This window comes from Mycobacterium sp., assembly GCF_049802695.1.
In the GTDB taxonomy this organism is placed as follows: domain Bacteria; phylum Actinomycetota; class Actinomycetes; order Mycobacteriales; family Mycobacteriaceae; genus Mycobacterium.
On record NZ_JBARMY010000265.1, the window covers coordinates 1 to 12,283 of the forward strand.

The following is a 12,283-nucleotide window of genomic DNA, read 5'->3' on the forward strand; positions in this document are numbered from 1 at the left end:
GTGGTGGCAACGAATTGGCCGGGCGCGCCCGCAGCCGGTAGCGCGACCGCGGCCAGCATCGCCGCACCCCAACCCGCCAGCCACAAGCCGGCGATGAGCAGCGCCTTGACCACGATGCCGCCGTCGACGCCATGCGATGCCAGCGCCACCGCGAAGTCTTGTGGTGTGGCCCGGGGAGCCGATTCGGCCAGTCCGAGGGCGGCGTCGGAAAGATAGGATCGCGGCGTCGACACCGCGTCGCGCAACAGCAGATATCCCGGCCGCAGCAGCGGCGCGACGATCAGCAGCGCCAAAGCTAAGGCGTAAGCCGACTGCAGGACGCGGCGGCGCACGCGATCAAGGCCGTTCGGGTGACCCCGGGCTCGATTCCGGTGACCCGGGCGGATCAGCGCCCGGCGGGCCCGCACCCGGTGCAGCCGATTCGTCCAGGTCCGGGCGCGTCGGCAGGATCTCGGTTTCCGCTTCCGCTCCCGACGGTGGTTCCGCCTGGGGCGCTTTGCGGCCGAAGAAGCCGTGATCGGCGCGGTCCAAGCCGGGATCAATCAGCGCGGCTTCCGTCCGCAGGCTGAGTGCGGCCAGCAGCGCTCCGCCGATCAGCGCGACGACACCGGCCGCGGTGAAGGTGATCGGCAGCACCCGCGACCACAGCGCCAGCCGGTCACGCTCATCGCGAGCGGCATTCACCTGGGATTCGACCGTCTGCTCATTCGAGGTGACCTTGTATTCGACCAAGGTCGCTTCCGGCTTCAGCGGGTCGCGGGCGAAGTAGTGGTTGACGTGATCTTCTTCTTTGACGATGGTGCCCGACACCGGGTCGACCCAGAAGGTGCGCTGCGCGGCGTAGTAGCGGGTCATCGTGATCTTCTCGTCCGGGTCATCGCTGGGAACACCCCACTTCGCCGCCGTGGCGGTGACTTTGCCGTCTTCGTCATTGGCGTACAGCGAGGGGTACTTGACCGGGGCGAGGAGTTTGCCCGAGCTGTCGTAGCCGATGTTCAGAGTGAAGCGGTAGGTGGTCAGACCGTTGATGTCCTCGTCGTCGTCATAGTTGGCGTCATATGCCTTCTGGGCGATCGGATCGAAGTACTGGTAGGTCTGCTTTCCGGTGTGGAAGGGAAAGCGGTAGGACAGTCCGTCGTGCGGCAACGCGATGTTGGTCGGCGGGTTGTCGTCGTTGATGGTGCGTGGCTTCTGCACCGCGCCGCCGGGGTGGGTTTCATCGGACACGGCCAACGCGGTCTTGCGGTTGAGCGTCACGGTGTCGACGATCGCCAACAGCAGGCCGGTGTCCTTCTGCTTGTCGGTGCGCCGGACCGAGTTGCCGACTTGCAGCGTCACCACATCGGCATTAGCGGGCGACTCGACGCTGATCTGCTGCTGTGACACCAGCGGCACCTTCTGATCGATGACGAATCTGTCCCCGGACAACGATCCCGGATCCAACGCTTTACCGTTGCCCTCACCGATCAAGGTGGTGTCGAGGTCGAGCGGAATCTTGGTGATGCGGCTGCTCGTGTAGGTCCACAGCAGAAGCGCGGCGATCAGCAGGGCGGCTCCGAGGCCCATGATTCCGCAGGCAGCTATCCGCAACACGACTGCTCGGTTCACCTTGCGGTGACCTCCTTCTGCGTTCGGTTCTTGATCGCCCAGCCTCGGCGTGCCCGCTAATTAGCGCAGCGAGCTAAAACCCGTCCGACCCTAACAGCAGTATTTAAGGTCCCGGCTTAGGTATCCAGCGGTGTGCTGGAGGCCGCGAACAGCACCCGCGGGTGTACCCGTTCAGCCCGGTCACCACCCCACGGCAGACTGTTGCCATGACCGACGATCAGCGAACCGGTGGGACCCGCAGCTTCCTGCCCGCGGTGGAGGGCATGCGCGCATGCGCCGCCATCGGCGTGGTCGTCACCCACGCCGCCTTCCAGACCGGGCATTCCACCGGCGTCGACGGCCGGTTGCTGGGCCGCTTCGATCTGGCGGTGGCGGTGTTCTTCGCTTTGTCAGGCTTCCTGCTGTGGCGCGGTCACGTCGCGGCCGCCCGCGGTGTCGGGAAGCGTCCCGCGACGGGACACTACTTGCGTTCGCGGGTGGTCCGCATCATGCCGGCCTACCTGGTGGCCGTGGTCGTCATCCTGACCTTGCTGCCCGACGCCGAGCACGCCAGCCCGACGGTGTGGCTGGCCAACCTCACATTGACGCAGATCTATGTGCCGCTGACGCTGACCGCGGGGCTGACGCAGATGTGGAGCCTGTCCGTCGAAGTCAGCTTCTATCTGGCGTTACCGATCCTGGCGCTGCTGGCCCGCAGGCTCCCGGTCGGATGGCGGATTCCGGCGATCGGCGTCCTGGCGCTCGCCAGCTGGGCGTGGGCGTGGGTGCCCGTCACGGGCTCCGGACTCAACTCGCTCAACTGGCCACCGGCGTTCTTCTCCTGGTTCGCCGCGGGCATGCTGCTCGCCGAGTTGCTCTACACCCCGATAGGAGCGCCGCACCGGCTGGCTCGACGCCGGGTGGTGATGGCGGTGATCGCGTTGGTGGCTTACGTGGTGGCAGCCTCGCCGCTGGCCGGACCGGCAGGGCTGATGCCGAGTACCTCGTTCCAGTTCGCGGTCAAGACGGCCATGGGCGCGGCGGTGGCGTTCGCGTTGATCGCCCCGCTGGTGCTGGACCGGCCCGACACTCCGCACCGGCTGCTGGGCAGCACCGGCATGGTGACGCTGGGCCGCTGGTCCTACGGCTTGTTCATCTGGCATCTCGCGGCGCTGGTAATGGTGTTCCCGGTGATCGGCGAATTCTCCTTCGGGGGGCACCTGCCCGAGGTGCTGGCGCTGACGCTGATCTTCGGCGTCGCAATCGCCGCCGTCAGCTACGCGCTGGTTGAATCACCGTGCCGGGAAGCTCTGCGGCGCTGGGAGCAACGCCGGCAGGATCGCGCGGCGCCGGACCGCCCGGTGCGCGAACCTCAAGAGGATGCGATCGCGCCCTGAGACCGGTCCAAGGTTCTGATCTGGGGCAGACCGTCTTCTCGACGAGTTACGACAGCTGCACCCCGACGCATTTGCAATGTCATGGCAGCGGGTCGAATCGCAGGACCGGCAGCGTGCCTGCAAGTGCTTCGAATTCGTCGGGTGTGCCCTCGGTGACCATGCCGGACCGTCTGACGAAGCCGACCCCGGCGGGCACCAGACGGGGGTAGGCCCGCAGTACCGGGCGGGCCTCCTCGGGTCCGACGTCGACGATGCGGACCTGTCGTTTACGCCGTCCGCGGGTCAGTGTCCCGACCTCGGCAAGGCGTGCGTTGCGTACCCAATCGGCCCCCGGGTAGCCGCCGACGACGTAGAGCAGTCCGTCGACCTCGAAAGGCGACATGGGGGTGCTACGGGGCTTGCCCGTCTTGTGTCCGGTCACCGTGAGAATCATTGCCGGACCGGTCGGGACGCCGATCCGGTGTGCGGCTTTCATCACCGTGTTGACCAACTTGAGCCAGCGCGGTGGCCTTTTGGTGCTCACAGGTCACCGTCCGAGAAGGCGGTTCGGTGGTCGGCGGCCCAGTCGGCGAACGAAGTGGCCGGTCGGCCGAGGATTTTTTCCACATCGTGGGTGACGACGGCCGGGTGCCCGACTGTGCTGGCCAGCATCGCGATGTAGGCGTCGGCGAAGCCGGCGGGAAATCCCATGCCAACGAAGGCGTCGCGGCACACCCGCGCCGGGACTTCCTGATATCGCAGTGGACGGCCGAGCACCTTGCCGATAACGCTGACCAACTCCGCGTTGGTCAGCGCGTGTGGTCCAGTCATCGGAATGCGTTGTCCGACAAAGTCGTCGGACAGAAATGCGCGAGCGGCCACTGCGGCGATATCGGCGTCGGAGATCGGCGCCAGGGACGCATCCGCATGTGGCCCGTAGACGATGTCGCCACCACGGATTTGAGCCGCCCACATCCCGATGAAGTTCGACGCGAACACCGCGGGGCGCAGACTGACCCACGGTATCCCGGAGGCGGAGGCGAGCTGATCGGCTTCCCGGTTGCGGTCCCCACGGAACCGCGACGGTTGACGGGCGTCGTCATCGTCGGCATTGATCGCTGACAACGCGACGAGGCGCTGGATATCGGATCGTGTGGCTGCGGCTACCAGTTCGGCCATCTGGTCGCCCAGGGCCCGTGAATTCAGAAAGATCGCTGTGGCGCCGCGCAGTCGGTCGAACGGCGATGCGACCACCTGCACCGCGGCGGGCAAGTTCGCCGATGAAGGGTTTCGGCTCACGGCCCGCACATCGGCACCGGCATCGAGAAGGTGATTGACGAGCGGCCGGCCGACGTTGCCGGTCGCTCCGGTGATAAGAAACGTCATGCCGACAGGACGACGCCGCGGGACCAGAAAGTGACAGCTGTGACGGGTAACTTTTCGGTCGCCGGCAGCGTCGTAGCAGTATGGACCGGATAACGACTGCGGACACCTGGCGCGCGCACCGGGCGCACCTTGTCAATCTCGCCTATCAGATGCTCCGTGATGTCGGCAGCGCCGAAGACATGGTGCAGGAGGCTTTCCTGCGGTTCTCTGCCACACCACCCGGCGACATCGACGACGAGCGAGGTTGGTTGACGGTGGTCACCGGTCGGCTATGCCTGGACTTTCTCCGTTCGGCGCGCGTCCGTCACGAGTCAACGGGGTGGGCTGACGACGACACCGACCGCGCCGCGCCGTTGTACAGCCAGCCCGGCGCCGACCCGGCCGACCGCGTGACCCTCGACGACGCCGTCAGCCGCGCGCTCACCGAGGTCTTGAACAGGCTCAGTCCTGGTGAGCGGGTGGCCTTCATTCTGCACGACATGTTCGCTGTGCCGTTCGACACGATCGGTGAGATCACGGGGCGACCCGTCGCCACCTGCCGACAATTAGCCCGGCGCGCCCGCGCGAAGTTAGCCCGCGCCGACCTGGACGCCGAGATCGGCGCCGGGGCCGGTCATCAAGAAGTGGTGGACCGCTTCATCACGGCCTGTGCCGGCGGAGACCTGCACGCGCTGGCCGCGGTCCTGGACGCGTCGGTGTGGGGGGTGGGAACGGTTCTGGCTGATCCCGCGCCGGCCCGGCAAGTCAACCACGGACCCACCGAGGTGGCCACCAACCTGATGCGCTACGTAGGGACCGGCGCGACGCTGGTCAGCGTGCCGGGTCCGCAGCCGACGCTGCTTGCCTTCGCCGACAAGAAGCTGTTCGCGGTCATCACGCTGACGGTGCGCGACGGCCGTGTTCTTTCGATCGAGGCCACCGCCGACCCCGCCGCACGATTCGGCAAGACACCGACCGACACCTAGCGGCTTGGGTGCACGCCGGCTCACTCACTGATAGGCGCCCTGCCGCTCGAAGATGCGGCGCGGGTTGTCGACCAGCATGGTGTGCAGCTGCTCGTCGGTCACGCCGCGCTCCTTGAGCGCGGGGATCACGTCGTTGTGGATGTGCAGGTAATGCCAGTTGGGCGCGGCCACCGACAACAGGTCCTCGGGCAGCGCGTCGAAGTAGCAGTTGGCGTCGTGCGAGAGCACCATCTTGTCGGCATGCCCGCGCTCGCACATCTGCGCGACCGTGTTCACCCGGTCCTCGAACGGCAGGTACACGTCGATCCCGAATCGGTCCATGCCGATGTAGGAGCCGTTGCCGATCAGCTCCTCGAGATAGCCGAGGTCGGTGGTGTCACCGGAATGGCCGATCACCACCCGGCTCAGGTCGACGCCTTCCTCGGCGAAGATGCGTTGCTGCTCGAGCCCTCGCCGCAACCCCGCATGGGTGTGCGTCGAGATCGGCACCCCGGTGCGTTTGTGCGCCTGCGCGACCGCGCGCAACACCCGCTCGACGCCGGGGGTGACGCCGGGCTCGTCGGTGGCGCACTTGAGAATCCCGGCCTTGATGCCGGTGTCGGCGATGCCCTCCTCGATGTCGCGGACGAACATGTCGGTCATGATCTCCGGGCCGTCCATCGGCGTGCCCGGGCCCAAGTAGTGGAAACGGAACGGCACGTCGTTGTAGGTGTAAAGCCCGGTCGCCACAACGATATTGAGCTCCGTGGCCGCCGCGACGCGCGCGATGCGCGGAATGTACCGGCCCAGCCCGATCACGGTCAGGTCGACGATGGTGTCCACCCCGCGGGACTTCAGCTCGTTGAGCCGGTCGATGGCGTCGGCCACCCGCCGTTCCTCGTCGCCCCAGTCTTCGGGATAGTTCTGGGCGATCTCGGTGGTCAGGATGAACACGTGCTCATGCATGAGCGTGACACCCAGATCCGCGGTATCGATGGGCCCGCGAGCGGTATTGAGTTCTGACACGCGACTGATGTTAAGTCGACTGGGCCACCGACCGACAGGGGCGTTTTCTCCGGGCGCCCCGACCGTCGTGCTCTTGCAGTACCGTCACCCTGGTCTTCATCGAGACAGGAGTCGCCGCCATGTTGCTCAATCCCAACCACTTGCAACGCCAGTACCCGGACCGTCGCTCGGGGGAGATCATGGCCACGACGGTGGACTTCTTCGAGTCCAGGGGCAAGGCGCGGCTGAAGTCCGACGACCACAACCGGGTGTGGTACTCGGACTTTCTCGACCACATCGGACGGGAGCGCATCTTCGCCTCCCTGCTGACACCTGCCGAGTACGGCGCGGACGACTGCCGCTGGGACACCTACCGGATCAGCGAGTTCGCTGAGATCGTAGGTTTTTACGGGCTGAACTACTGGTACCCCTTCCAGGTCACCGCCCTGGGGCTGGGACCGATATGGATGAGCGACAACGAGGACGCCAAGCGCAAGGCCGCCGCCCAGCTGGAGGCCGGTGACGTGTTCGCCTTCGGGCTGTCAGAACAGGTCCACGGCGCCGACGTCTACCAGACCGACATGATCCTCGAGCCCTCCTCGGACGGCGGCTGGACGGCCAACGGGGAGAAGTACTACATCGGCAACGCCAACGTGGCCCGGATGGTCTCCACATTCGGCAAGATCGCCGGCACCGACGAATACGTGTTTTTCGCCGCCGACTCCCAGCACGATCGGTTCGACCTGATCAAGAACGTGGTGAACTCGCAGAACTTCGTCGCCAACTACGGGCTTCGCGACTACCCGGTCACCGAGACCGACATCCTGCACCGCGGGCCTGGGGCCTTCCACGCCGCCCTCAACACCGTCAACGTCTGCAAGTACAACCTGGGCTGGGGAGCGGTCGGCATGTGCACTCACGCCATGTACGAGGCGGTCACCCACGCGTCCAACCGCTACCTGTACGGCACCGTCGTCACCGACTTCAGTCACGTGCGGCGGCTGCTCACCGACGCATACGTGCGGCTGGCCGCCATGAAGCTGGTGGCCACCCGCGCCGGCGACTACATGCGCAGCGCGTCGGTCGAGGACCGCCGTTACCTGCTCTACAGCCCGCTCACCAAGGCAAAAATCACCAGCGAGGGTGAGCGGGTCATCATCGCGCTGTGGGATGTCATCGCCGCCAAAGGCGTCGAGAAGGACACCATTTTCGAGGCGATGACCCGCGAGATCGGCCTGCTGCCCAGGCTGGAAGGCACCGTCCACATCAACATCGGCCTGCTCGGCAAGTTCATGCCGAACTTCCTGTTCGCCCCGGACGCGGCGCTGCCTCTAATCTCTCGCCGCGACGATCCCGCCGACGACACCTTTCTATTCGCGCAGGGCCCCACCGGCGGTCTGGGCAAGGTGCGCTTCCACGATTGGCGCGCATCGTTCGACAAGTTCACGCATCTCCCCAACGTCGCGCTGCTGCGCGCACAGATCGACGTGCTCACCGAGATGCTGGCCGGCGCCACCCCCGACGCCGCCCAACAGAAGGACATCGACTTCGCCTTCGCCGTCGGCCAGCTGTTCGCCACGGCACCTTACGCCCAGCTCATCCTCGAGGAGGCTGGGCTGTCCGGGGTGGACGAGGCGTTGCTCGACGAGATCTTCGCCGTGCTGGTCAGGGACTTCAACGGCTATGCCGTGGAGCTGAGCGACAAGCCCGCGACAACGGACGAGCAGGCCCGATTCGCGACGCGGATGATCCGCCGTCCGGTGCACGACCCGTCGGGTTACGCGCAGGTCTGGAAGGAACACATCCTGCCGCTCAGCGGCGCCTATCAAATGCGTCCCTGACGCTCACGCCGCGAGCGTGAAGCTGCGTTCTCGCTCACCCTCCAGCGTGAAGCTGGTTTCACGTTCGAGCCGTAGCCTTTGACTGTGACGCGGCTCACCGTAGAATGACCAGTGGTCATTGCACGAGGAGGTTCGATGCCGACAGTCACCTGGGCTCGCGTCGACTCGGCCCGTCGCGCAGCCGTGATCGAAGCCGCAGAAGCCGAATTCGCAGCGCACGGCTTCTCCCGCGGCAGCCTGAACGTCATCGCCCGCCGGGCGGGGGTGGCCAAGGGCAGCCTTTTCCAGTACTTCGCGGACAAGCGCGACCTGTATGCGTTCATCGCCGAGATCGGCTGCCAACGGGTCCGGTCCTACGTGGAGGGCCGCATCCGCGCCCTCGACCCGAGCAGACCGTTCTTCGAGTTCCTCACCGACCTGCTCGACGACTGGGTCGGCTACTTCGCCGACCACCCGCGTGAACGCGCGCTGCACGCGGCGGCCAGCTTCGAAGTCGACACCGATGCGCGCATCAGTGTGCGGACCGTCATCCACCGCCACTATTTGGAAGTGCTGCGGCCGCTGGTGCGCGACGCACGAGCCCGCGGCGACCTGCGCGCGGACTCCGACACCGACGCGTTGTTGTCGCTGCTCCTGATGGTTTTTCCGCATCTGGCGCTGGCGCCCTTCGTGCGGGGTCTGGATCCGGTCCTCGGCCTCGACGAACCCACACCCGAGCAGCCGGCGTTGGCAGTCCGTCGACTGGTCGCCGTGCTGTCAGCCGCGTTCGCGGTGACGCCCTGCTTATCCGACCAATCGTTCCCTACAACCCAGACGTCCTGAGGAGGTCGACATGACACGAACACGCTACGGCTCGCTGGCAGCCGGCGGCTTGAACTGGAACAGCCTCCCACTCAAGCTGTTCGCCGGCGGCAACGCCAAGTTCTGGGATCCGGCCGACATCGACTTCTCCCGCGACCGGGCGGACTGGGACTCGCTGTCGGATCGCGAACGCGACTATGCCATTCGGCTGTGCGCCCAGTTCATCGCCGGCGAGGAAGCGGTCACCAAGGACATTCAACCGTTCATGGCCGCAATGCGGGCCGAAGGCCGGCTGGGCGACGAGATGTATCTGACCCAGTTCGCATTCGAGGAAGCCAAACACACCCAGGTGTTCCGGTTGTGGCTCGACGCAGTCGGGATCGACGGCGACCTGCACAGCTACCTCGACGAGCTGCCCGCCTACCGGCAGATGTTCAACGACGAGCTGCCCGATTCGCTGCATGCCTTAGCCATCGACCCGTCACCGTCCGCCCAGGTGCGGGCGTCGGCGACCTACAACCACATCGTCGAAGGCATGCTGGCGCTCACCGGCTACTACGCCTGGCACAAAATCTGCCTGGAGCGCGGCATCCTGCCCGGCATGCAGGAACTGATCCGGCGGATCGGCGACGACGAGCGACGCCACATGGCCTGGGGCACCTTCACCTGCCGGCGCCACGTCGCCGCCGACGACGCCAACTGGACGGTGTTCGAGAACCGGATGAACGAACTCATCCCGCTGGCGCTGCAGCTCACCCAGGACGGCTTCGCCCTCTACGGTGACCCGATGCCGTTCGACCTGTCCGTCGACGAGTTCATGCAGTACTCCGCCGACAAGGGCATGCGGCGATTCGGCACCATCGGCAGCGCCCGCGGTCGCCCGATCGAAGAGATCGACCTGGACTACTCGCCGCTGCAATTGGAGGACACCTTCGCCGACGAGGACGAGCGGGCGCTGGCCGCGACCGCCTAGCGGCGATCGCGAGCGCGGCTGAAAGCCGGGCGAAGCGGGTCGCCGCCGTCGGGCTAGCGGCTACTCGACCTTCTTGCTGCCGCTCGAGCTACCGCTGTCGGGCGATCCGACCCAAACGGTTTTCGCGTTGCAGAACTCGCGGATCCCGAGGCCCGCGAGCTCGCGACCGTAGCCGGAGCGCTTGACCCCGCCGAACGGCAGCTCTGGGTAGGACACCGTCATCCCGTTGATGAACACCTGACCCGCCTCGATGTCCTCGATGAAGCGCTCCTGCTCGGCCTCGTCATTCGTCCATGCGTTGGACCCCAGACCGAACGTGGTGGCGTTGGCGATCTCGATGGCTTCGTCGATGTCGGCGGCGCGGTACACCGACGCGACCGGTCCGAACACCTCTTCGGTATACAGCGCCATGTCCTTGGTGATGTCGGTGACGACCGTGGGCGGGTAGTACCACCCCGGCCGGTCGAGACGCTTGCCGCCGCAGCGGATTACTGCGCCCGCTGCGGCGGCGTCGTCGACCTGCTTCTGCACATCGTCGCGGCCCGACTCGGTGGCCAGCGGGCCGACCTCGGTGTCGGGGTCGGTCGGGTCACCGACCTTCAACGCCTGCATTTTGTCGACGAACTTGTCGACGAACGCGTCGTAGATGTCGGCGTGGGCGATGAATCGCTTCGCGGCGATGCAGGATTGGCCGTTGTTCTGGACGCGGGCGGTCACCGCGGTTTTGACCGCCTCGTCCAGGTTCGCCGACGGCATCACGATGAACGGGTCACTGCCGCCGAGCTCGAGCACCGTGCGTTTGATCTCGTCACCGGCGATGGCGCCGACCGACTGGCCTGCCGGTTCGCTGCCGGTCAAGGTGGCCGCCGCGACCCGGGGATCCCGCAGGATCTTCTCGACGGCGCTCGACGAGACAAGCAGGGTCTGGAAGCAGCCTTCGGGAAAGCCGCCGCGGCGGATGACGTCGGCCAGATAGAGCGCGCACTGCGGCACATTCGACGCGTGTTTGAGGATGCCCACGTTCCCCGCCATCAACGCCGGCGCGGCGAACCGGACGGCCTGCCACAGCGGGAAGTTCCACGGCATGATGGCCAGCACTACGCCGAGCGGCTGGTAGCGGGTGTAGGCCTTCTTCGCACCCACCTTGCCGGCGTCGGCCGGCTCGTCGGCCAGGATCTTCTCGGCGTTTTCGGCGTAGTAGCGAAAGCCCTTGGCGCACTTGATAACTTCGGCCTTGGCGGAGGCCAGCGTCTTGCCCATCTCGAGGGTCATCATGGCGCCGACCTCGTCGGCTTCAGCCTCCAGCAGGTCGGCGGTGGCGTTGGCCCACTCGGCGCGCTGCGCGAAGGTGGTGGAGTGACGGTAGTCGAGGAACCGCTCGTAGGCGCGGGCGATGGCCGCCTCGACTTCGTCGTCTGTTGCCGCGGTGAAGGTCTTGACCGTCTCTCCGGTGGCAGGATTGATCGTGGCGATAGACATGCTGGCATCCTTTGGGTTCGGGTCCTCTAGAAACCTAAAAGCGTGCAAACGGCGTTCGCCATTCCAGCCTGCCACTTCGGCTTCCGCCGCACCGCTCGAGCCAGGAGTTCACCTGCTCCTTCTTGAGTTCTGCCTGCTTGACCGGGCCGGAGTCGGTTTGCCGACGTCGTCCGGGGGATGACCGCTCGGTGCACCCAGGGCGGAAGTCGGCGCGTCGTCGCGCTACCTTCTACTCGACCGTGGTCCGCAGGAGGTGATGGGTGAGTACTGCCGCTCAGCTACTGGTGAGGTGCCTCGAAAACGAGGAAGTCGCTGTCGTTTTCGGGATTCCGGGCGAAGAGAACATTCGCTTCGTGCAGGCGCTCGCCGGCTCCGACATCCGCTACGTGCTCACCCGGCACGAGCAGGCCGCGGCGTTCATGGCGGAGATGTACGGCCGGGTCACCGGCCGGGCAGCCGTCGTCTCGGCCACGCTGGGTCCCGGTGCGATCAACATGATGTTGGGAGTCGCCGACGCGACTACTAACAGCACTCCGCTGGTCGCGATATCCGCGCAGGTGGGTCAGGACCGGGAGTACAAGGAGTCACACCAGTACGTCGACCTGGTCACGATGTTCTCGCCGATCACCCGCTGGGCCGACGGCATACCCACCGTGCGGGCCATCCCGGAGATGGTGCGCAAGGCGTTCAAGCTTGCCGAAAGTGAACGCCCGGCCGCGGTTTACCTGGCGGTGCCCGAGCACATAGACGCAGATGTTGCCGACTACTACGACCTGTCCCCACTGCCGCGCAATGTGGTGCACGCCGAAGCCCCGGCGGCCGGTCAGGTCCGGCGAGCCGCCGACATCCTGCGGTCGGCACGGCGGCCGGTGGTGCTGGCCGGTCACGGCG

General features: G+C 66.3%; 11 protein-coding genes and 1 pseudogene. 6 read left to right on the forward strand and 6 right to left on the reverse strand.

Going from position 1 to position 12,283, the window contains the following annotated elements; all coding sequences use genetic code 11:
* Both WA317_RS10875 and WA317_RS10880 read right to left on the reverse strand, forming a co-directional pair.
* Positions 1 to 332: pseudogene (locus WA317_RS10875) on the reverse strand (hypothetical protein); the annotation flags it as partial.
* Positions 333 to 336: 4 nt separating this feature from the next.
* Positions 337 to 1,608, reverse strand: coding sequence for a DUF3068 domain-containing protein (locus WA317_RS10880; protein ID WP_425173037.1), 1,272 nt, complete (start codon positions 1,606 to 1,608; stop codon positions 337 to 339).
* 206 nt (positions 1,609 to 1,814) lie between these two features.
* Here WA317_RS10880 and WA317_RS10885 point away from each other — a divergent pair, with 206 nt between their 5' ends.
* On the forward strand, positions 1,815 to 2,984 hold the full coding sequence (locus tag WA317_RS10885) for an acyltransferase family protein (protein WP_425173038.1): 1,170 nt from the start codon (positions 1,815 to 1,817) through the stop codon (positions 2,982 to 2,984).
* A gap of 79 nt (positions 2,985 to 3,063) precedes the next feature.
* Here WA317_RS10885 and WA317_RS10890 read toward each other — a convergent pair whose 3' ends face one another.
* Positions 3,064 to 3,507, reverse strand: a complete 444-nt coding sequence (locus tag WA317_RS10890; protein WP_425173039.1) for a nitroreductase family deazaflavin-dependent oxidoreductase — start codon at positions 3,505 to 3,507, stop codon at positions 3,064 to 3,066.
* Positions 3,504 to 4,349, reverse strand: a complete 846-nt coding sequence (locus WA317_RS10895; protein WP_425173040.1) for an NAD(P)H-binding protein — start codon at positions 4,347 to 4,349, stop codon at positions 3,504 to 3,506. The genes WA317_RS10890 and WA317_RS10895 overlap by 4 nt, the downstream gene beginning before the upstream one ends.
* A gap of 80 nt (positions 4,350 to 4,429) precedes the next feature.
* On the opposite strand from WA317_RS10895, the gene sigI reads away from it, so the two are divergent.
* The gene (gene sigI / locus WA317_RS10900) at positions 4,430 to 5,314 is read left to right on the forward strand and encodes an RNA polymerase sigma factor SigI (RefSeq protein ID WP_425173041.1); all 885 of its coding nucleotides are present in this window, start codon (positions 4,430 to 4,432) and stop codon (positions 5,312 to 5,314) included.
* A gap of 24 nt (positions 5,315 to 5,338) precedes the next feature.
* Here the strand turns inward: sigI and WA317_RS10905 are convergent, their stop codons facing one another.
* Entirely contained in the window at positions 5,339 to 6,319 is a 981-nt protein-coding gene (locus WA317_RS10905; RefSeq protein WP_425173042.1) for a phosphotriesterase-related protein, read from the reverse strand.
* A gap of 119 nt (positions 6,320 to 6,438) precedes the next feature.
* On the opposite strand from WA317_RS10905, the gene WA317_RS10910 reads away from it, so the two are divergent.
* The 3 genes from WA317_RS10910 to WA317_RS10920 all read left to right on the forward strand — a co-directional run bounded on the left by WA317_RS10910 (position 6,439) and on the right by WA317_RS10920 (position 9,913).
* Complete coding sequence (locus WA317_RS10910; RefSeq protein ID WP_425173043.1) at positions 6,439 to 8,139, forward strand: acyl-CoA dehydrogenase family protein; 1,701 nt, start codon at positions 6,439 to 6,441, stop codon at positions 8,137 to 8,139.
* A gap of 135 nt (positions 8,140 to 8,274) precedes the next feature.
* Positions 8,275 to 8,961: a TetR/AcrR family transcriptional regulator gene (locus WA317_RS10915; protein ID WP_425173044.1), complete on the forward strand. Its 687-nt coding sequence runs from the start codon at positions 8,275 to 8,277 to the stop codon at positions 8,959 to 8,961.
* Positions 8,962 to 8,971: 10 nt separating this feature from the next.
* Positions 8,972 to 9,913, forward strand: coding sequence for a R2-like ligand-binding oxidase (locus WA317_RS10920; RefSeq protein WP_425173045.1), 942 nt, complete (start codon positions 8,972 to 8,974; stop codon positions 9,911 to 9,913).
* A 60-nt stretch (positions 9,914 to 9,973) separates the two neighbouring features.
* Here WA317_RS10920 and WA317_RS10925 read toward each other — a convergent pair whose 3' ends face one another.
* Positions 9,974 to 11,392, reverse strand: coding sequence for an NADP-dependent succinic semialdehyde dehydrogenase (locus WA317_RS10925; protein ID WP_425173046.1), 1,419 nt, complete (start codon positions 11,390 to 11,392; stop codon positions 9,974 to 9,976).
* A 260-nt stretch (positions 11,393 to 11,652) separates the two neighbouring features.
* On the opposite strand from WA317_RS10925, the gene WA317_RS10930 reads away from it, so the two are divergent.
* A partial coding sequence (locus tag WA317_RS10930) for a thiamine pyrophosphate-binding protein (protein ID WP_425173047.1) occupies positions 11,653 to 12,283 on the forward strand: 631 nt, incomplete at its 3' end.